This is a genomic window from Corynebacterium mycetoides (genome assembly GCF_900103625.1).
GTDB classification, from domain to species: domain Bacteria; phylum Actinomycetota; class Actinomycetes; order Mycobacteriales; family Mycobacteriaceae; genus Corynebacterium; species Corynebacterium mycetoides.
In genome coordinates this window covers 278,825-298,661 of the sequence record NZ_LT629700.1, presented here as the reverse complement: position 1 = coordinate 298,661, position 19,837 = coordinate 278,825, and the positions used below count along the sequence as shown (strand labels likewise).

Annotated in this window: 15 protein-coding genes; 5 read left to right on the top strand and 10 right to left on the bottom strand. The window is 66.6% G+C overall.

Features of this window, described 5'->3' with window-relative positions:
* Positions 1 to 5: 5 nt before the first annotated feature.
* From BLS40_RS10915 to BLS40_RS01540, 3 genes are all read right to left on the bottom strand, one after another.
* Positions 6 to 1,226 (bottom strand): hypothetical protein, encoded by a 1,221-nt coding sequence (locus tag BLS40_RS10915; RefSeq protein ID WP_157672426.1) that lies wholly within the window; start codon positions 1,224 to 1,226, stop codon positions 6 to 8.
* Between the two features lie 444 nt (positions 1,227 to 1,670).
* A complete protein-coding gene (locus BLS40_RS01545) occupies positions 1,671 to 2,663 on the bottom strand; it encodes a nucleoside hydrolase (protein WP_092147858.1) in 993 nt (330 codons plus the stop codon).
* Positions 2,660 to 3,877: an MFS transporter gene (locus tag BLS40_RS01540; RefSeq protein WP_092147855.1), complete on the bottom strand. Its 1,218-nt coding sequence runs from the start codon at positions 3,875 to 3,877 to the stop codon at positions 2,660 to 2,662. Before BLS40_RS01540 ends, BLS40_RS01545 begins: the two co-directional genes overlap by 4 nt.
* A gap of 113 nt (positions 3,878 to 3,990) precedes the next feature.
* On the opposite strand from BLS40_RS01540, the gene BLS40_RS01535 reads away from it, so the two are divergent.
* Positions 3,991 to 4,434: a hypothetical protein gene (locus BLS40_RS01535; RefSeq protein ID WP_231908483.1), complete on the top strand. Its 444-nt coding sequence runs from the start codon at positions 3,991 to 3,993 to the stop codon at positions 4,432 to 4,434.
* A gap of 11 nt (positions 4,435 to 4,445) precedes the next feature.
* Here the strand turns inward: BLS40_RS01535 and BLS40_RS01530 are convergent, their stop codons facing one another.
* Positions 4,446 to 5,420: a DNA primase gene (locus BLS40_RS01530; RefSeq protein WP_092147849.1), complete on the bottom strand. Its 975-nt coding sequence runs from the start codon at positions 5,418 to 5,420 to the stop codon at positions 4,446 to 4,448.
* An 89-nt stretch (positions 5,421 to 5,509) separates the two neighbouring features.
* Entirely contained in the window at positions 5,510 to 7,099 is a 1,590-nt protein-coding gene (locus tag BLS40_RS01525; protein WP_092147846.1) for a carboxylesterase/lipase family protein, read from the bottom strand.
* A 76-nt stretch (positions 7,100 to 7,175) separates the two neighbouring features.
* Between BLS40_RS01525 and BLS40_RS01520 the strand changes: the two genes are divergently transcribed.
* The 3 genes from BLS40_RS01520 (at position 7,176) to BLS40_RS01510 (ending at position 15,685) form a co-directional block, all read left to right on the top strand.
* The gene (locus BLS40_RS01520; protein WP_092147843.1) at positions 7,176 to 8,102 is read left to right on the top strand and encodes a hypothetical protein; all 927 of its coding nucleotides are present in this window, start codon (positions 7,176 to 7,178) and stop codon (positions 8,100 to 8,102) included.
* Positions 8,095 to 11,757: an ABC transporter ATP-binding protein gene (locus BLS40_RS01515; protein WP_092147840.1), complete on the top strand. Its 3,663-nt coding sequence runs from the start codon at positions 8,095 to 8,097 to the stop codon at positions 11,755 to 11,757. The genes BLS40_RS01520 and BLS40_RS01515 overlap by 8 nt, the downstream gene beginning before the upstream one ends.
* 145 nt (positions 11,758 to 11,902) lie before the next feature.
* Positions 11,903 to 15,685 (top strand): multifunctional oxoglutarate decarboxylase/oxoglutarate dehydrogenase thiamine pyrophosphate-binding subunit/dihydrolipoyllysine-residue succinyltransferase subunit, encoded by a 3,783-nt coding sequence (locus BLS40_RS01510; RefSeq protein WP_092147837.1) that lies wholly within the window; start codon positions 11,903 to 11,905, stop codon positions 15,683 to 15,685.
* A 35-nt stretch (positions 15,686 to 15,720) separates the two neighbouring features.
* Here the strand turns inward: BLS40_RS01510 and BLS40_RS01505 are convergent, their stop codons facing one another.
* Together BLS40_RS01505 and BLS40_RS01500 are read right to left on the bottom strand one after the other, a co-directional pair.
* The gene (locus tag BLS40_RS01505; protein WP_157672425.1) at positions 15,721 to 16,455 is read right to left on the bottom strand and encodes a type 2 periplasmic-binding domain-containing protein; all 735 of its coding nucleotides are present in this window, start codon (positions 16,453 to 16,455) and stop codon (positions 15,721 to 15,723) included.
* A gap of 30 nt (positions 16,456 to 16,485) precedes the next feature.
* Positions 16,486 to 17,046 carry a general stress protein gene (locus tag BLS40_RS01500; protein WP_092147831.1) on the bottom strand — a complete coding sequence of 187 codons (561 nt, stop codon included), beginning with the start codon at positions 17,044 to 17,046 and terminating at the stop codon, positions 16,486 to 16,488.
* A gap of 74 nt (positions 17,047 to 17,120) precedes the next feature.
* Between BLS40_RS01500 and BLS40_RS01495 the strand changes: the two genes are divergently transcribed.
* Positions 17,121 to 18,254, top strand: a complete 1,134-nt coding sequence (locus BLS40_RS01495; protein WP_092147828.1) for an Mrp/NBP35 family ATP-binding protein — start codon at positions 17,121 to 17,123, stop codon at positions 18,252 to 18,254.
* Between the two features lie 4 nt (positions 18,255 to 18,258).
* Here BLS40_RS01495 and tatB read toward each other — a convergent pair whose 3' ends face one another.
* The 3 genes from tatB to sigE form a co-directional block, all read right to left on the bottom strand.
* Entirely contained in the window at positions 18,259 to 18,681 is a 423-nt protein-coding gene (gene tatB / locus BLS40_RS01490; RefSeq protein WP_092147825.1) for a Sec-independent protein translocase protein TatB, read from the bottom strand.
* Between the two features lie 9 nt (positions 18,682 to 18,690).
* Entirely contained in the window at positions 18,691 to 19,065 is a 375-nt protein-coding gene (locus BLS40_RS01485; protein ID WP_092147822.1) for an anti-sigma factor, read from the bottom strand.
* Positions 19,066 to 19,157: 92 nt separating this feature from the next.
* Positions 19,158 to 19,778, bottom strand: a complete 621-nt coding sequence (sigE, locus tag BLS40_RS01480; RefSeq protein WP_092147819.1) for an RNA polymerase sigma factor SigE — start codon at positions 19,776 to 19,778, stop codon at positions 19,158 to 19,160.
* Between the last annotated feature and the right edge of the window lie 59 nt (positions 19,779 to 19,837).

The window sequence follows — 19,837 nt, the reverse complement described above, 5'->3', positions numbered from 1 at the left end:
GATAACTAAACAAGCTGCCCCAAAATCGCGTTCTTACATCCCATATAGGTTGCTTCTGGGACCGTCAATGAATAGCCAAGCGAGACAACCCTCGCGAAACTGTCGTAGCTGTACATTCCGTCATTTTGGTCAACACTCTTCTTGATTGACTCGAGCTTGTAGAGAAGTGCGTTGCGCTGGTAGATCTTGTCGACCTCGGTCGTATTGCCATACGGGTGTGCTTCAAAAAGATGCTGAGCCGAGGTCAAAACGATCAAATTCTCTCGGTAATCAGCGATTTTCGGGAAAGAGGACCTAGGAAAGATATGGTGAACATGCCTGGCTTTACCCCCAACGGTCGACGGTACTTCGGATACTTCCCGATGATATGACCTTACCTCCCTCATGACTCTCGAGAGATTGTTCTCCTCAGGATACTGACTAGCTTTCTTGTCCAGAATCTCCTCGAACTGTCGCCGGGTTAGATTCTTGGGTTTCTGCACCCTTGCGTCGGAAAAGTTCGGGCGGTTGTATATCAAGTCGTGCCTGCTGGGTATCGACTTCATCACATGCCCCCGCTCAGTGCCCCTGGCCCCATATGCATAAGCGAGAGGGTTCACTACCTTGGTAAAAATCCTATTAATCTCAACTCTCGGATCCTTGCTACCGCGCGAACCAACCCGAGTCTTCTCAAGCATTAGGTAATGAAACTGACGCTTCAGAACCCGGAGGTCTTCCTCGGTTTGGGCTGACTCGAAGTAACTTGAGATTCGATTCCACCAGCCCCATTCGCGTAAGACAGTTTCCAAATAGGAAATTAAAAAGGTTCGCGCCTCCGATTCACTTGTGGCGATGGTTCGGAGAAGGGGTCGGTTCCGAACCGTGAATTGGCGAGTTCGCCGGTTTTCGGACGAAAGCACACCAGCGAAAGCTAACATGCAAAGGGGTTGCAAAATGAATTTGTCATATTCGTTCTGCGCTGTTTCTTCGTACGAAGAGGGTTTCCCATACTCTCGGGTTACGATCGCTTGAAAGGAACGTGAATCCTGTATCGTGAAGCGCGTGAAAGTGGATTCGTTCGGCACGGCGAGATCGACAGCATTGGCAATGGTATGCAGGTTGTCGAAAGTGACTTTCTGGTCCATCCATCTTGCGCCATCCGCGGAAGCGGTTTTGATCGAATCAGTTAATTGATTCTCCAGAGATAGGAAGTTGGCTGAGTGAAAAATTTCAATTTTCTGGTGCATGTGACCTCGCATAATCGACTTAATTCCTAATCGTAGGCTACCCCCGCCAAGGTGTACATTCGCCGCTACGGGAACCCGGTTCGTACTAGGTGACCCGTGACTCTTTTCTGGGTTGAATTCGAAATTATTAAGTTCAGAATAACTAATAGCTACATTTCCCGAGCTAAACCAGCTCGATTGTGGCCCAGCCACTCCGAAGCACCGGAACGAAGAAAGCCCACGGTACGAGGGCGGTTTCGCTGGCATCGTCGCGTACCCTAATGCGCCTTCCTGCCAGGAAAGGTGACGACATAATCGTAATACTCCGCGCTACGCCCGCCGCCCGGCCCATCCTCCTGCACCGTCAAAGAAAACAAGGACCTAATCGGCCCGCCACCGCGTCTCCGCTACGACCCTGCACCTTCTCAGCAATTCGCCCGGTTTAGCCAACCACGCCCACACGCCCTAGTCCTCCGCGCGGGCGTTGCGGGCGGCGTCCAGCTCCGCGCTGCCACCGAAGAAGCGGGCGTGGACCCCGCAGGCTCGCAAGAAGTCCGCGTGCGCCGCTCTAATGTCCGCCGAGGTGACAACGCGGGCGTTCGGCGGCCCGGCCGCGAGTCCTTGGGCAATGGAGGTGCCGCGCTGCTCATCGGGGTCGGTGAGGATTAAGAGGTGCGTCAGGGGGGCGTCGATAAGCACGGCGCCGAGAGCGACTTGGGCGGTGAGGAGGTCATGGACCTGGGCCAGGTAACCCTCGCCCTCAGACTCGTGGAACTCGAAGTAGAAGCGCATGATTTCGCCCAGATGGGCCGCGATCGGCGTGGGGCCCAAAGCGCTAACGATCTCGCGCAGCACGTCCGGGTTGATGACCATCTGCTCCGTGACACCCAGGGAACACAGCGTGACGGGTACCGGGGTGTGGGCGAGTACATCGCGCGCGGCGTGCGGGTCCACCCAGAAGTTCCACTCCGCGGTCTCCGTGGTGTTGCCCGGGTATTCCAGCGCCCCGCCCATCACGGTGATGTGCCGCAGGCGCGCGAAATGGTCCGGGTGCATCGTGCGGAACGCGGCGAGGTTTGTCAGCGGGCCGGTGACAATCAGGTGCAGGTCGTCCGTGCCGCGGTCGATGGCGTCGCACCACAGCAGGTCCCAGTCCGTCTCGACGTTGCGCGCGGGCGCGGTGACGTAGCCCAGCCCGGTCGGGCCGTGCGTTTCGGGGGTGGTGGTCAGCGGCACGGACAGCGGGCCCGGCATGCCCGCGGCCAGCGGCACCGTGCGCAGCCCGCACTGGGCGAGCACCCACGCCGCGTTGATGGCGCACTGCACCGCGTCGACGTTGCCCGCGGTCGTGGTCACGGCCTCCAGCTCCGCCGCGCCCTCGTGGTGGGCGGCGGCGAGGTAGATGAGGGCCAGCGTGTCGTCGACGCCCGGGTCGCAATCCACAATAACCCGCTTCATGCCGTCTCCTGCCGCGTCTCCTGGCCGCGCGCCAGCCACATGATGAGCGCCACGGCCGCGACCGCCCCGCAGGACGCGAACGCGACACCGAAGCCGTAGGCCTCGGCGAGCATGCCGACGACGATCGGGGCGAAGATCTGCCCGGCGTCCATGGTCATCTGGAACGTGGACAGCACCCTGCCGCCGGATCGGTCGTTGCCGATGATGTCCGCCAGCGTGGCCTGCTGGGCCGGGTTCATCAGCCCTCCCCCGGCGCCGGCAAGCACCGACATGAGTAGGAGCGACCACACGCTAGTGGCCAGGCCCAGCGAGCCGGTGAACACGATCGTGGTGGCCAGGCCGGCGATGATGAGCGGCTTGCGCCCGACGGCGTCGGCAAGCCTGCCCGAGAACTGCAGCGCAACCGCCGTGCCGAAGGCGAACGCCGTGAGCGCGAGACCGGCCGCGGCCGAGCCGTTGGCGAACACGCTGGCGGCGAACAGGGGCAGCACCGAGACGCGTGCGCCGAGGTTGGCCCAGCCGTTGGCAAAGCCCGAGGTGAGCAGGCTTTGGTAGGTAGGCAGGCGGATGGCCTCGGAAAAGCGCATTGGTGGGAGCTTCGGCGGCAGAGGCACCCGCCCCCGCGGAGTGGAGGTGAAGATCCATACCGCCAGCGCCGCCGCTCCCACCCCGATGCCGTACACAGCGAACGGGATGCGGAAGCCTAACGACGCCAAAAGCGCCCCGATGATGGGCCCGAAGATGTTGCCCAAGAGAAACGCCGAGGCATACAGCGCGCTGGCCCTCCCGCGGATCTGCGGGTGGGCGACGCGCACGATAAGAGCCTGCGCCGAGAGCGTGAACATGGTGGAGCCGAACCCGGCGATGAACCGGAGCGCGAAGACGTGCCAGTATGCCTGCGCGAACGCGATGAGGAACGTGGACGTTGCAACGATGAGCAGACCCGTGACGTAGACGGGACGGGAGCCGAGCCTGTCTACCAAAAGGCCGGCCCCCGGTGCGCCGATCAGCCGCGCTGCGGCGAAGACGGACACGACGGCGCCGGCCGCGGCCATGGAGACGCCGAAACTGGCTGTGAACTGGGGCAAAATGGGCGCGATGAAGCCGTAGCCCAGCGCGATGACGAAAGCCGCCGAGGCGAGCACCCAGATGGTGCGCGGGATTGTGGGCGTGGGCGGCGTGTTGGGGGAGCCCGGTGCGAGAGATTCAGACATACCGAAGACAGGCTAGCCCTTTGTGCGCCAGAGCGGTTTCCCGGCCTCCGTGTTAGAACGTGTGTTCTAGTTTCGCGATGGCGGTGTCGCACCCGTGTTCTATCTTCTTGGGCATGACAAACAGCATTGAAACACGCCATCCGCTCGCCCTCGACGACCTCAACACCATCATCCGCCATCCCCGCTCACTCGCCCGCCCGTCCGCTGCGTGGCGCCCGCCCGTGAAAGACCTCCCCGCGCCAGACTCCGGACCGCACCTGTCGGCTGCGGTCACCCGTCGCCGCGTGGGGCCCCGGGCGAGGGCGAGAATCCAGGGCTGGGGAGAGCCCCACGTCCCCGCCTACCTCATCGAGCTTCGCTTCACCGACGCCTCCGGCGCTCTCGTGGACCCTCACCTGACGGAAGCGTGGGTACGCGCGCTGGTGACGGACAACCACGCGGGATCCGTGCACGAAATCGCTTCGCCGCGCGCCGTGACTTACGTGTGGCTGGTGGACGGCTCGTTCACCCCGGTCTCCTCGCCGGCGTCGATGTTCGACGGGATGACGGCAGCGTAGGTACTCCGCGCTCACACCTCGTCGGCGACGGGGACCTGGTCATCCGGGTCGATGTCGGTGCGTCGGATCCGATGCGCCGACGCCGCCTCCGACGGATCCGGGGTGAGGGCTGACGCGGCCCTCACCGTGCCGGCGTCATCGGCGTCGATGGCGTCGTCCTCGTCGTCATCATCGTCGAGGTCATCCTCGTCGTCCTCGTCGAAGTCGTCGTCTTCAACGTCATCGTCATCCTCGAGCTCCTCGTCGAGACCGTCGCGGCCGAAAATATCGAACACTTCGGGCTCATCGAAGTCGTCCTCCACGGGAAGGAGCTGGGATTCCCACTCTTCGGCCTGATCGGCCGCAAGCGAGAGCACGTCAAACAGTCGATCGAAGTCGGCGAACGTGCCCAGCTCCAGCACCTCGGACTCGGACACTGCCTCGGCGTGGATCGTCTCGAATAGGCGCAGGCGGTCCTCGTCCGTCAGCTCCGCATCCCCATCCGACTCCCACAGCTCACCGATGGCGTCGTCCATCAAATCGTCGTAGTTATCCGACAGTGCAACGAAGGTGACGGACGCGCACGGCTCGCCGTCGACTACCTCGACCAGCACGTGCAGCTCCGCGCTCTCCCCCACCTCGGCGCGCATCAGCTGGTTGTTCACCGGGTCGGGGAAGAACTCGAGGTCGCTGATGCGCTCGTCGGTCGCCTCGTGCAAGTCGCGCAGCACCGTGACCACCTGGTCGGTGGCCACGTGCTCGCGCACCGTCGCCACGGCGTCCTCCACCGAGAACACGACAGAGACCAGCACGGCCTCGAACTCGTCGTCGTCCTCGTCCACGTCGGCCGCCGCGATGTAGACGTTCGCGGCGGGCAAGTGGGGGTCGATCTCGACGAACTGGATCTCGACATCGGCCGTGATGGGCACGAACATCGTTTCGTCGTGGACGCGCGATTCAATGCCATCGCGGTCGAGGGCGGCGGCGATATCCTCAAAAAAGCTCACGGCGAACCATTCCTTCCGGGTGGGCGGCTGACAAACTCGTCGATGTCGGCCCCAGCCTAGCGAAGAACGTCCCCGCCGCGCCCGGAAAACTATTCGTCGTCGCTGTCCGGCACGCCGCCGTCCGGCAGGTCGAACCCGAAGAACTCCGCCAGGGACTCCATCAAGTCCGCGCGGTTGTTGCCCCATTCCCGCATGTCGAAGCCCTCCCACGCCAAGCGCTGCGCGCTCTTCGGGTCGTACTCCACGGTGCGCTCGCTGCCGAAGACCGCGGTGGCGCGCCCCGGGACGTCGTCACGCCGAAAGCCATAGATCGGCCACGCCTCCCCCGGCCGGCCCGTGTGGAAGAAGCTCCCCCAGTGCTCCTGCATCGAGCGGCTCACCTCCGCGAAGCTCTCCCGTGAGCCGAAGCGGTCCAGCCGCGACATGCGGGTGGCGAACGGGTCGCCGAACACCGCGACCAGGTCCGCCGAATGCATCGCCCCCAGCCCCAGCATGCGCATCGCCGCCGAGGCGTAATTGAAGCGGTACATCCACGTCGGCGCCTGGCGGCGGTGCGCCGTGGCCAGCATCACCGAGGGCGCCCAGAACACGGCGTCGGCAATCAAATCGGCGAAGTCCGCGCGGCCGCCGGCATACCCGTAGGCCTCCATCACCAAATGGGCGTTATCCGCGTCGAACGCCTCCAGAGCCCGGCGCGCGGCGCGCTGCCGCGACTTCGTGGTCTGGTACATCGCCTTGGCAAAACTCGCCTCATCCGAGTTCGTGCCAATGATCAGCGGAACCGCCGCCTCCTCCCCCGCCTCGAACATGTCGATCGGGTGCGCCGGCAGCATGGACTGGTCCACCGTGGGCATGAACGCGGTGTTGAACTGCACCACCTCCTTGCCCGTGAGCATCATCGAGCGGCTCACGCGCACGAGCTCGTGGGCGTCCACGTCACGCAGGTCGGTAAGGGTTGTGGTGCGGGGCATCCCCAGGCCGTCGATAAGCCTGCGGACCCACATGGCCGCCTGGACGCGCGAGTGCACGCTTGCCGACGGCGGCGACTGCGCCACCGCGCGGTGGAACAGCCCCCTCGCCGCCGGCGCGCACATGAGATGAATCACCGCCGCCCCGCCCGCGGACTCCCCCATGAGCGTGACTGAGCCGGGGTCACCACCGAACGCGGCGATGTTCTCGTGCACCCAGCGCAGCGCGAGGACCTGGTCATAGATCGCCGGGTTGGCCACGCAGTCCTCCCCCACCGAGCGCATGTCCAGGTAGCCCAGCACGCCGAGGCGGAAGTTCACCGAGACGTAGACGACGTTGGTGGCCTCGGCCAGGAAGTGCCCCTGCAGCACCTTCTCGTGCGAGGAGCCGGTGATGAACGTGCCGCCGTGGAAGTAGACCACCACCGGCAAAACGTCGTCCGTGTCGGGGCGCACGATGTCGAGCGTGAGGCAATCCTCCGAGCCGATGACGGTGTCCTTGAAGCTGAAGGTGGTCTGCATGGCGGGCGGGGCGTACATCGCGGCGTCGCGCACGCCCTCCCACTCGGGCGCCGGGTGGGAGGCGCGGAAGCGTTGGGCACCCGCGGTGGAATCGCCGAACGGCACGCCGCGCCACGTCCGCGCGCCGGTGGTGGGGTCCACCACTCCGCGGACCGCGCCCGACGTGGTGCGCACTTCCGGCTGCCTCACCCGCGGTCCTTCCACCTAATCCACGCGATCTTCTAAACTTGGGCGAGCTTAGTTGACTCACCCTAAGGAGAACACAATGATTTTCGGGCGCTCGGATTCCAACCGCTCCTTAAACCGCGGCCGCCAGGACAGCGACGCCGGTGCCCAGGAGATCATCACCGACGCCCTGGGCTCCGATCCACGCAAGCTGGAGGAGGAGGCGGGGCGCATCGGCAAAATGTTCATCGCCGCGGTGGACAAGGCCGTCCACCTGCAGGCCGGCAGCATCAAGGCGTACGTCAACTGGCTGCGCCGCCAAAACCCCGGCGCGAGCCCCGCCGAGGTGCAGGCGAAGATGGACCGACACTTCCGCACCACCGTCTCCGGCACGGGCGCCGGCGTGGGTCTCACCGCCGCAGTGCCCGGCATCGGCCTGATCACCGGCGCGGCGGCCGTGGCGGGCGAGTCCGTGGTCTTCCTCGACCTCGCCGCCTTCTACACCGTGGCCAGCGCGTACCTGCGCGGCGTGGACATCGACGACCCGGAGCGCCGCCGCACCATTGTGCTCGTGGCGCTGACAGGTACCCAGGGGCTGGCCGTGGTGGATTCCATCCTCGGCTCCAGCGGGGGCGTGCCGAGCGTGAACATGCTCTCGCGCTTTTCCGGGCCCACGCTTGTGGAGGCCAACAACATCCTCACCCGCACGGCGATACGTTCGGTGACCAAGCGGCTGCGCCGCACGTGGCTGGGCAAGTTCCTCCCGCTGGGAATCGGCGCGGTGGCCGGCACGATCGCCAACCGCAAGCTCGCCGCCGTGGTGGCGGACAACGTCGCCGCTTCTCTCGGCCCGCTTCCGCAGCGCTTTGCCGAGGCGCTGCCCTCTGCGGAATCGGAGGCGGAGGTCGAGGTCAAGCGCTCTTCCAGCCCGCGCGAGTTCATCTCCTTTGTCCGGCGCGCCGTCGGCGGCACGGACGACAAGGCTGACAAGCGCAGCAAGCGCGCCACGCGCCGCAACCGTGGCTAGCCCGGCGCTGGCCCGGCGGGCGCTCGCCGCCAACCGTACCGCCGCGGCGCTCGCGTTCGGCAGCGCGGTGCTCGCGGCGGTCGCGCAAGTGGCGCTGCCGTCGCTGACGGGCCGTGCCATCGACGTGGCCACGGGGGCGGCCTCCGGCTCCGTGCGCGCCATCGCGTGGACCATGGTGGGCCTCGCACTTGTCACCTACGCGCTGAGCTGGGTGCGGCGCCGGACCTCGGGGCTCTTTGCCTCCAACTCGCAGCACTGGGTGCGCGTGCTCCTGCTGAAAACGCTGCACCGCCTTGACGGACCCGGCCAGGACGACATTGTCACGGGCCAGATCGTCTCGCGCTCGATTTCGGACCTCAACCAGTTCCACATGGTCTTGGCCTCACTGCCGATGTTTCTCACCCGCGCACTGCAGCTGGCCGCCACCGTGGTGGTCATGTTCACCATGGACGTGCGCCTCACGCTGCTCTCGCTGGCTCTCATGCCGCTGATTCTGTGGGAGGCGAACCGCTCCCGCACCGCGCTTTACGCCGCCACCTGGGTCAACCAGCAGACGGCGGCGGACCTGGCCAGCCACGTCGAGCAGACCGTCTCGGGCGTGCGCGTGGTCAAGGCGTTCGGCCGGGAGGATCGCGAGATCGACCGCCTCGACGTCCTCGGCCGGCGCCTCTACGCGGTGAAGATGCGCTCCGCCAAGCTCACCGCGCGGTTCCAGCCGGTGTTATCCCAGCTGCCCAAGATGGCGCTGGTGATCACGATCGTCGCGGGCGGGCTCATCGCCGTGTCCGGGGCGATCACGATCGGCTCCTTCGTGGCGTTCACCGCCTATCTGACGTCGATGTCCTCGCTGATGTCCATGCTGACCAACCAGTACGTGCGCCTGCAGATGGGCATGAGCTCCGTTAACCGCCTCGACCAGGTGCTCACGCTTTCCCCCGAGCGCCCCGAACCCGTAGACCCGCTGCCCGCCCAGCCCGGTGCCGTGGGCATCCGCTTCCGCGACGTGCACTTTTCCTCCGGCGGTCACGAGGTGTTGCACGGTTTCACGCTTGAGGCCCGCCCCGGCGAAAACGTCGCGGTCGTCGGCCCCGCGGGGGCGGGCAAGTCCATGGCCGTCCAGCTCGCGGGCGCCTTCTACACCCCGGACTCGGGGAGCATTTCGCTTGTCGACGCCTCCGCCAACGCCACCGATTACTCACGCATGCAGCCCGAATCCATCCGCGAGAAGGTCACCTGCGTGTTCGACGAGGCGTTCTTGTTCTCCTCCTCCATCCGCGACAACATCATCATGGGCGCGGATGCGTCCGACGCGGATGTCGCCGAGGCGGCGCGCCTCGCCCGCGCGGACGAGTTCATCGACCGCCTCCCGGACGGCTACGACACGCTCGTGGGCGAGCGCGGGCTGACCCTCTCGGGCGGGCAGCGCCAGCGCGTCGCGCTCGCCCGCGCGCTGCTGTCGCGCCCGGCCATCATGGTGCTCGACGACGCCACCAGCGCCATCGACGCCGACAACGAGGCCGCCATCCTGTCCAACCTGCGCGCCCACCTTCGCGGCGTCACCGTGATCGCGGTGGCGCACCGCCAATCCACGGTGGATCACGCCGACCGCGTCGTCGTGGTCGACTCCGGCCGCGTGGTCGCCGACGGGCCGCGCGACGAGATCGTGGCCACCGCCGCCTACCGCGCGCTGATGGACCCCGACGAGCCCGACGAGCTCGACACCGACACAGCCACACTCCCGGCGGAGCCCACGCACGCCCAGCTGTGGCCGGAGGTCAGCCACGTCAGGCGCGAGCACTTCTCCACCTCCGGGCACGGCCGCTCGATCGCCGCCACCGACGACCTGCTGGCCCGCGTAGACGCGCTCCCGCCGGCGACGGAGGAGCCGAAGCTCGGCGACGCGAAGCTTCAGGAGCTGCGCCGGCCGACCTCCTCGTTCAAGGTTTCCGGGCTGTTCCGGGCGGTGCGGTGGCTCATCGCGGCCACCGTCGTCCTCCTCGTCATCGGGGTGCTGGCGGACCTCGCCCTGCCGACGCTCATCCGCGCGGCGATCGACCGGGGCATCGCCCCGCAGGACACCGCCACCCTGTGGGCCGTCGGCGGGCTCGCGCTCGGCGTGGTGGTCATCGCCTGGGCCGCGGAGGTGGCCATGACGGTGCTCAGCGCCCGGTCCGGGGAACGGCTGCTCTACGGGCTGCGGCTGCGCAGCTACGCGCACCTGCAGCAGCTGGGCCTGAGCTACTTCGAGCGCAACCTGTCGGGGCGCATCATGACGCGCATGACCACCGACATCGACACCCTGTCCTCCTTCCTGCAAACCGGGCTCGCGCAGGCGATCGTGGCGGTGGGCACGCTCATCGGTGTCACCGTCATGCTGGTGGCCACCGACGGCCAGCTCACACTTATCGCGCTTGCGGCCGTGCCCCTCATCGTGGCCGCCACCGTGGTGTTCCGCATCCTGTCCAAGCGCTACTACAACGCGGCACGCGCACAGATCTCGCTTGTCAACGGGGAGTTTGCCGAGCTGATCGGCGGCATCCGCATCTCGCAGATGCACCTGGCGGAGCCCGTGGCCGAAGCCGCGTTCGCCCGCGAGTCCGACACCTACCGGCGCTACCGGATACGCTCGGTCAACCTGCTCGCGCTCTACTTCCCCGGCATGCAGGCCATTTCCCAGGTGATGACGGCCATCGTCGTCGGCGTCGGCGCGGGACGGGTGGCAAGCGGCGAGCTCTCCGTCGGCGTGCTCGTCGCCTTCACCATGTACTTGGGCCAGCTCTACGGACCGATCCAGCAACTCGGCCAGACCTTCGACGCCTGGCAGCAGGCCACCGTGAGCTTCACCCGCATCACGGACCTTCTGGCCACCCGCACCACCGTGCCCGATACGGGGACGGACCCCGGCGCCGCCGCCGCGGCGGCAGGCCCCCTGGAGTTCGACCACGTCTCCTTCTCCTACGACCCGGAGGGCGCGTCCCCCACCACAGTGCTGGACGACGTCACCGTCACACTCGAGCCCGGGCGCACCGTCGCCCTCGTCGGGCCGACAGGGGCGGGAAAGTCTACGGTGGTCAAGCTGCTGGCCCGCTTCTATGACCCGGTCGAGGGCGACGTGCGGGCGTCGTCACGCGATATCGCGCACTTCCCCTTGAGGCAGTGGCGCCGCGCGCTGGCCCAGGTGCCGCAGGAGTCCTACCTCTTCCCCGGCACCGTGGCCGAGAACATCGCGTACGGGGTCGACGGGGCGACACCCGCCGACATTGAGGACGCGGTGCGCCGCATCGGCGCGCTGGGGGTCATCGCGACCATCCCCGGCGGCTTCAACCACGACGTCGGGGAGCGCGGGCGGGGACTAAGCTCCGGGCAGCGCCAGATCATCGCGCTCGCCCGCGCCGAGATGCTCGAACCGGACGTCGTGCTCCTGGACGAGGCGACCGCAACCCTCGACCCCGCCACGGAGCGCGCCGTGCTGGACGCCGCCGAAAACACCACGGCGGGCCGCACCTCCGTGATCGTCGCGCACCGGCTGGCGACGGCGAGACGGGCACACCGGATACTCGTTGTCAACGAAGGACGTATCATAGAGGACGGTTCCCACGAGCAGCTCCTGAAAACCGGTGGACAATACGCCCGATTGTGGGCGGCTCACCGATAATGGGGGTAGCCCGTGCCCGATTGGCGCAGAAGCCCAGAGGCGAGTTAGCCCTCGCGCGGAACAGTCAATAGAGTCGATAAAAGTTACCCCTGTAAAAACATTCACACGAAGCAGACGAACAAAGATAGTGAGGCGAGCACCTGCCGTGAGCAGCGACAGTACTTTCGGGCAAAACGACTGGCTGGTCGACGATATGTACCAGCAGTACAAGGAGGACCCCAACTCCGTTGACCCGGAGTGGCGCGAACTCTTCGAGCGCGAGGGCGCGCCGGAGACCGCCAACGGGGGCAAGGGCGTCTCCCCCGCGCCCGCCACGGGGCAGGCGAGCCGGGCCCAATCGGCTCAGTCGGCCAAGCCGGCCACGACGGCCAAGACCGACCCGCAGGTTGCCAAGACCACCGCGGCCCCGAGCCAGGACGGCCGGAAGACGAAGGTGGACGAGGCCGCGGCACCTGCCGCCGCGAAGCCCGCCAAGGCGCTGCCGAAGCCGAAGCAGTCCCCGCTGGACAAGATCCCCTCGGTCCACGTGGAGACGGGCGAGAAGCCGCTCAAGGGCATTTACAGGACGATTGCCAAGAACATGGACGAGTCGCTGTCGCTGCCGACGGCCACCTCGGTGCGCGACATGCCCGTCAAGCTCATGTTCGAAAACCGCTCCCTGGTCAACGACCACCTCAAGCGCACCCGCGGCGGGAAGATCTCGTTTACCCACATCATCGGGTACGCGATTGTCAAGGCCACCCAGCTCCACCCGGGCATGAACGTCAACTACAAGGTCGTCGACGGCAAGCCGAACGTGGTCCAGCCGGAGCACATCAACTTGGGCCTGGCCATCGACCTCCCGCAGAAGGACGGCACCCGCGCGCTCGTCGTCGCGGCCATCAAGGAGTGCGAGCGGCTCAGCTTTGATAAGTTCGTCGACGGCTACGAGGACATCGTCGCCCGCGCCCGCGACAACAAGCTGAAGGTGGATGACTTCCAGGGCGTCACCATCCAGCTGACCAACCCGGGCGGCATCGGCACCCGCCACTCCATCCCGCGCCTGAGTAACGGCGTGGGCACCATCGTCGGCGTCGGCGCCATGGATTACCCGGCCGAGTTCGCCGGCGCCTCCGAGGACCGCCTCGCCGAGCTCGGCGTGGGCAAGCTGGTCACCCTGACCTCCACCTACGACCACCGCGTGGTCCAGGGCGCGGAATCGGGCGAGTTCCTGCGCACCATCTCCCAGCTGCTTATCGACGACGCCTTCTGGGACGACATCTTCACCTCCATGGGCATCCCCTACTCCCCGCTGCGCTGGGCCCAGGACCTGCCGAACTCGGGCATCAACAAGGACACCCGGGTTATGCAGCTCATTGAGGCGTACCGCTCCCGCGGCCACCTCATCGCGGACACCAACCCGCTGCGCTGGAAGCAGCCGGGCCTGCCCAAGCCGGACTCCCGCGACCTGGAGATGGAGACCCACGGGCTGACCCTGTGGGACCTGGACCGCACCTTCCACGTCGGCGGGTTCGGCGGCAAGGAGACCATGACGCTGCGCGAGGTGCTCTCCCGCCTGCGCGCCGCCTACACCCTGCACGTCGGCGCCGAGTACACCCACGTCCTCGACCGCGACGAGCGCGAGTGGCTGCGCGACCGCATCGAGGCCGGCATGCCCAAGCCGACGAGCGCGGAGCAGAAGTACATCCTGCAGAAGCTCAACGCCGCCGAGGCGTTCGAGAACTTCCTGCAGACCAAGTACCTGGGCCAGAAGCGCTTCTCCCTCGAGGGCGCGGAGACGCTCATCCCGCTCATGGACGCGGTGATTGACACCGCCGCCGGCCAGGGCCTGGAGGAAGTCGTCATCGGCATGCCGCACCGCGGCCGCCTCAACGTGCTGTTCAACATCGTGGGCAAGCCCGTCTCGACCATCTTCAACGAGTTCGAGGGCAACATGCAGTCCGCCCAGCAGGGCGGCTCCGGCGATGTGAAGTACCACCTCGGTTTCGAGGGCGAGCACATCCAGATGTTCGGCGACGGCGAGATCAAGGTCTCCCTGGCCGCCAACCCCTCCCACCTCGAGGCCGTGGACCCGGTGCTCGTGGGCATCGCCCGCGCCAAGGACGACGCCCTGCGCCACACCCAGGGCCGCACCGACCACCCGATCGTGCCGCTCATGCTGCACGGCGACGCCTCCTTCGCCGGCCTGGGCATCGTGCAGGAAACACTTAACCTGGCCAACCTGCCCGGCTACACCGTGGGCGGCACCGTCCACATCGTGGTGAACAACCAGATCGGATTCACCACCACCCCGGAGTCGGGCCGCTCCACCTTCTACGCCACCGACCTGGCTAAGGGCTTCGACTGCCCCGTCTTCCACGTCAACGGCGACGACCCGGAGGCCGCGGCCTGGGTGGCGCAGCTGGCCACCGAGTACCGTCGCGAGTTTGGTAAGGACGTCTTCATCGACCTGATCTGCTACCGCCTGCGCGGCCACAACGAGGCCGACGACCCGACGGTGACTCAGCCGCTCATGTACGAGCAGATCCAGTCCCACCCGTCGGTGCGCACCCGCTACACCCACGACCTCATCGGCCGCGGCGACATCACCGCGGAAGAAGCGGAGATCGCAGCGCAGGACTTCCACGACCAGCTGGATTCGGTGTTCTCTGACGTCAAGGCGAGCGAGGGCAAGCCGAGCGAGCAGACCGGCATCACCGAGGCGCAGGAGCTCACCCTGGGCCTGGACACCAACATCACCGAGGAGACCTTCGCGCGCCTGGCCAAGGCGTACGCGGACCTGCCGGACGCTTTCACCCCGAACAAGCGCCTGGGCTCGGTGATCAAGAAGCGCGGCTCCTCGCTCACCGACGGCGACATCGACTGGGGCTGGGGCGAGCTGCTCGCCTTCGGCTCGCTGGCCGAGGAGGGCAAGTTCGTCCGCCTGGCCGGCGAGGACTCCCAGCGCGGCACCTTCACGCAGCGCCACGCGGTGCTCTACGACCCGGAGACGGGCGAGAGCTTCAACCCGCTGGACTACAACGCGCAGGAGGCGGACAACGGGGGCCGCTTCGAGGTGTACAACTCCGCCCTGACCGAGTACGCGGGCCTGGGCTTCGAGTACGGCTACACCATCGGCAACTCCAACGCGGTCGTCGCGTGGGAGGCCCAGTTCGGCGACTTCGCCAACGGCGGCCAGACCATCATCGACGAGTACATCGCCTCCGGCGAGACGAAGTGGGGCCAGCTTTCCGGCCTCATCTCCCTGCTGCCGCACGGTTACGAGGGCCAGGGCCCGGATCACTCCTCGGCCCGCATCGAGCGCTTCTTGCAGCTCGTCGCGGAGGGCTCCATGACGATCGCCCAGCCGTCGACGCCGGCCAACCACTTCCACCTGCTGCGCCGCCAGGCCCTCGGGGACATGAAGCGCCCGCTGATCGTCTTCACCCCGAAGTCCATGCTGCGCAACAAGGCGGCCGTGTCCCAGCCGGCGGACTTCATCGAGGTCGACCGCTTCCAATCCGTCATCGACGACCCCTTCTTCGTCGCCCGCGGCAACAAGAAGATCGAGGGCGCGGACCACTCCAAGGTGACCACCATCCTGCTGTGCTCGGGCAAGATCTACTGGGAGCTGGACAAGCGCCGCCAGAAGGACAAGCGCGATGATGTCGCGATCATCCGCATCGAGATGCTCCACCCGATTCCGTTCAACCGCCTGTCCGACGCGTTTGCCAACTACCCCAACGCGAAGCAGATCCGCTTCGTGCAGGACGAGCCCGCCAACCAGGGCCCGTGGCCGTTCTATAGCGAGCACCTGCGCAACTTCGTGGACAACATGCCGGAGATGGTGCGCGTGTCGCGCCGCTCCCAGTCCACCACCGCCACCGGCGTGGCCAAGGTGCACCAGCAGGAGGAGCAGCAGCTTATCGACGAAGCCTTCGCCGACTAAGCCCTCCCCTCGGGCCAGCAGCCCCCCGTGTTTGCTTACACGGGGGGCTGTTCTATGACGTTGTCGGAGGCCCCCTCGTCGCCTTCGTCCTCGGACCTGGTGTTCCCTGTGTCTACCGATACCTTGGTGCGCTGGAGGAGCCACTGCGCCATGACGTCGCGGACGTCCGCTCCTGCGTCGACCTCCTCGACCATTTCGGCCAGCTCCTCGGTGGTGAGCACCCGGTTGACGAAGTTGAGGCGGTTGACCTGGCCGCGGTTGAGTTCGCCCTTGTTGAACACGGGGATGATATTGTCCGGCAGCTCCCCCTCCCCCGGTTTCTCGCCTGCGGCCGCGCATCCTTCGGCGGGCGAAGGATCCACCGTCATCACCGTGCCGGGAAAAGATGCGACGGCGTATTCGTACACGGTCTCGGAGAACGTGTCGCTGTTCAGGTTGGAGTCGGTGGTGTCCTCCACAGCCTCGGCGGCCAGCTGCGGGTTGAGCTGCTCGAGCAAGGCCCCCGTGCACGCGATCGCCATGTCCGCGTCCCCGGAGCGCACGGCGTCTGTGGCCGGGGTGTCGGACTGCTCGAGCTCCTCGACCACGGCGGGCTGACCCACGGAGAGCAGGAGCACCCGATACAGCTCTCCGAGCAGTTTCTGCTCGGTCGAGTCGGGCTGGATGCCCACGACGAACGGCTCGGGTTCCGCCGGTGCCTGGCCGCCGCATCCAGAGATGCCGACGGCAACCGCCGCGGCTGCGGTGGTTGCCAAGAAAGTGCGTGTCACGCGTGGGGGCATGCTGAGCATGCGGCCAGCTTAGTCAGTCTGGCTAGTCTGGCTAGTCTGGCTAGCCTGGGTAGCCTGTGTGCTTTGGGCGGGCGGGGCGATGTTCATCTGCGCGATGAGGTCGCGCGCCTTGGGCGCGGATTCGGGGGCGCACAGGACGTCGTAACGCCCGGCGACGATGGTGGTCATGGAGGAGAAGTCGCGCTTGCCGCCCGTGAACGCGTAGCCCACGGCCGCGAAGATGAGGCCGAAGATGGCGCCGATGAGGATCGACCACAGGAAGATGGCCCACCCGGCGCCCGGGAGCGCGAACAGCGAGAAAATCAGGCCGATGAAGATACCCAGCCACGCACCGGACAGCGCGCCGCTGCCGAGCACGCGCGGCCACGTCAGGCGGCCGGTGACGTTTTCCACCTGCATCAGGTCGACGCCGACGATGGTTAAGTCCTCGACGCGGAACTCCTGGTCAGACAGGCCGTCGACCGCGCGCTGCGCGTCCTCGTACGTCGTAAAAGAGCCCACCGGCCACCCGGTGGGGCGGGTGCGCTGGCGGGACGGATTATTGTTTGCCTGGGAAAAAGAGGTTGTCATGTGTCCAATCATAATGATTTTTATTCGGGACGGCCTGCGGTGGCGCGACATCGGCTGCCTATACTTGCAACCAAATGGCTACTTCACTTACTGAACCACAGGTCCGCGAGGCGCTCTCCCGCGTGGAGGACCCGGAGATCGGCCGACCCATCACCGAACTCGACATGGTCGAGTCCGTCACTATCGACGGCGCGGACGTCTCCGTCGGCGTCTACCTCACCATCGCCGGGTGCCCTATGCGCGACACCATCCAGTCCAACGCGCGCGCCGTGCTCGAAGAGCTCGACGGGGTCGGCTCCGTCGACGTGCACATGCACACCATGAGCGACGAGCAGCGCCGCGCGTTGAGCCTCAAGCTTCGCGGCGAGCAGACCACCCCCACCATCCCGTTCGCCGACCCGGACAGCCGCACGCGCGTGTACGCGGTCGCCTCCGGCAAGGGCGGCGTGGGCAAGTCATCCATGACGGTCAACCTCGCCACCGCGCTCGCCGCCCAGGGCCTGACGGTGGGTGTACTCGACGCCGACATCTACGGCCATTCGGTGCCCGGGCTCATGGGCTCGACCGACAAGGCCCCCACTGTCGTCGACGACATGATCATGCCCCCGATTAGCCACGGTGTGCGCCACATCTCCGTCGGCCAGTTCGTCGAGGGCAACGCCCCGATCGTATGGCGCGGCCCGATGCTCACCCGCGCCATCCAGCAGTTCCTCAGCGACGTCTACTGGGGCGACCTGGACGTGCTGTTCATGGACCTGCCGCCGGGGACCGGCGACGTGGCCATCACCGTGGCGCAGCTGGTGCCCAACGCCGAGTTGATCATCGTGACCACCCCGCAGGCCGCGGCCGCCGAGGTGGCGGAGCGCGCCGGCACGATTGCCCAGCAGACCGGCCAGACAATCGCCGGCGTGATGGAGAACATGGCCGGCATGGTCATGCCCGACGGCAGCGTATTCACCATCTTCGGCGAGGGCGGCGGCGAGAAGGTCGCCGAGCGGCTCACGGCCCTGACGGACACCGACAACGTCCCGCTGCTCGGGTCGATCCCGCTCGACCAGAAGCTGCGCGAGCACGGCGACGACGGCCACCCGGTCGTCCTCTCCGAGCCGGACTCCCCCGCTGCCCGGGCGATCCACGAGGTGGCCGCCAAGCTGAAGACGCGCCGCTCCTCCCTCGTGGGGAAGGGACTAGGCGTCAGCCCTAGGTGATTCTCTAGGTGATGTCAGCCCAGGAGAACCCGCCGCCCTGCTTGTCGGGGTCCACCTTTGTGGACCCCGCTGACCCCGACTTCGCGGGGCGCGGCCCGGGGTTGGCCGGTTTCGGGGTGTTATCGAGCTGCGTGCGGGGGTCGAACTCGTCGAGGAACTGCTCGTCGCCGTCGAAGAACACCTTGGCCATCGCCCGGCGCGGGCCCATGGCCGCGTACTCCGTCACGGTGTTCAGCGGCTGGCGGAACTCCCCGAAGCCCTCGAGCTCGCCGTCAAGCTCCTTCTTGGCGTTGTTGATCGCCTTTCTCGCGGCGTAGATGGCGGCGCGAACGTCCTGAATCACCCCGGGCAGCCGCTCCGGGCCGATGATGATCAGCCCGATGACGAGAATGAAGAAGATCTCGCCCCATCCGATGTTGGAAAACACGTCTACACCTTACCCCCGGCGCTTGAGCGCGCGGTACGCGCTGTCCACGATGCCCGCTAGGTTCGGCCGGGCGTCCGACTCGGCACCGCGCTCGTCGAACCCTGCGTTGGTTTCGGTCATTTGCGTGAGCTGCTGCACCAGCGACAGGGGCGCGCGGACGGACTCGTCGGCGTTGCGGCAACGCAGCTGTTCCGCCGCCGCGCGCTGCTGGGTGACCTCGGCGCGGCACTCCGGGCACTGCACGATGTGCACTCGAGCGCGGTGCAGTGCGGACTGGGACAACTCGGCGTCCGCGAACGCCGCCACCGCCTCGGGGCTCAAATGCTCGGTCGAGGAGAACTTCCGCTTTTTCCGCGGCGCCGGGCCGGGCAGGCGCATCGCCATCACGAACCTCCTTTGGCACCTCACAACATCACCGGGCAGTGTAATACTCCCCATTCAACGCACTCCCGCGGGATTTATCCACCGACACGCCCTCAACGCGCCCGGATGAGCTCCTTCGCGGACTCGTCGCTCACCGCTTGGGCCTCCAGGCTCGCCCGGAGCTGGGTGCGGCCGCGGTGGATGCGCGAGCGCACCGTGCCCATCTTCACCCCGAGCGTATCGGCGATCTCCTCGTAGCTCATCCCCACCACGTCGCACAGGACAACGGCGACGCGGAAATCGGGGCTGAGCTCGTCGAGCGCCTTCTGCAGCGCCGGGTCCAGGTTGGCCACCGAGTACGCCTGCTCCGGGGTCATGTCCGTGCCGGGGACCCGCTCGTAGTCCTCCGGCAGGGCCTCCATCCGGATCTTCGCGCGGTGGCGGACCATGTCGAGGAAGAGGTTGGTGGTGATGCGGTGCAGCCAGCCCTCGAAGGTGCCGGGCTGGTAGTTCTTGAGGCTGCGGAACACCCGCATGAAGGTCTCCTGCGTCAGGTCCTCCGCGTCGTGCTGGTTGCCGGAGAGACGGAACGCGAGCCTGTAGACGCTGTCGGCGTGCTCGGCCACCAGCTCGGACCACGACGGCATTTCCCCCGTGCCCGCGTCGAACGCGGCTGTTCCCGTCAGGCCATCCGGGCCGGTGGGTGTGTCGGGAGCGTCAGGCAGAGGATCCATGTGTACATGTTTTCACGCATGGGATGTAAAAGCCAGGAAAGTTCGGTGCAAACACCCTG

Bases quoted from the DNA above. Each gene is read 5' to 3' on its own strand.
- BLS40_RS10915 (WP_157672426.1), bottom strand. From the start codon at position 1,226: ATGCACCAGAAAATTGAAATTTTTCACTCAGCCAACTTCCTATCTCTG.
- BLS40_RS01545 (WP_092147858.1), bottom strand. From the start codon at position 2,663: ATGAAGCGGGTTATTGTGGATTGCGACCCGGGCGTCGACGACACGCTG.
- BLS40_RS01540 (WP_092147855.1), bottom strand. From the start codon at position 3,877: ATGTCTGAATCTCTCGCACCGGGCTCCCCCAACACGCCGCCCACGCCC.
- BLS40_RS01535 (WP_231908483.1), top strand. From the start codon at position 3,991: ATGACAAACAGCATTGAAACACGCCATCCGCTCGCCCTCGACGACCTC.
- BLS40_RS01520 (WP_092147843.1), top strand. From the start codon at position 7,176: ATGATTTTCGGGCGCTCGGATTCCAACCGCTCCTTAAACCGCGGCCGC.
- BLS40_RS01500 (WP_092147831.1), bottom strand. From the start codon at position 17,046: ATGACAACCTCTTTTTCCCAGGCAAACAATAATCCGTCCCGCCAGCGC.
- BLS40_RS01495 (WP_092147828.1), top strand. From the start codon at position 17,121: ATGGCTACTTCACTTACTGAACCACAGGTCCGCGAGGCGCTCTCCCGC.
- BLS40_RS01485 (WP_092147822.1), bottom strand. From the start codon at position 19,065: ATGGCGATGCGCCTGCCCGGCCCGGCGCCGCGGAAAAAGCGGAAGTTC.
- sigE (WP_092147819.1), bottom strand. From the start codon at position 19,778: ATGGATCCTCTGCCTGACGCTCCCGACACACCCACCGGCCCGGATGGC.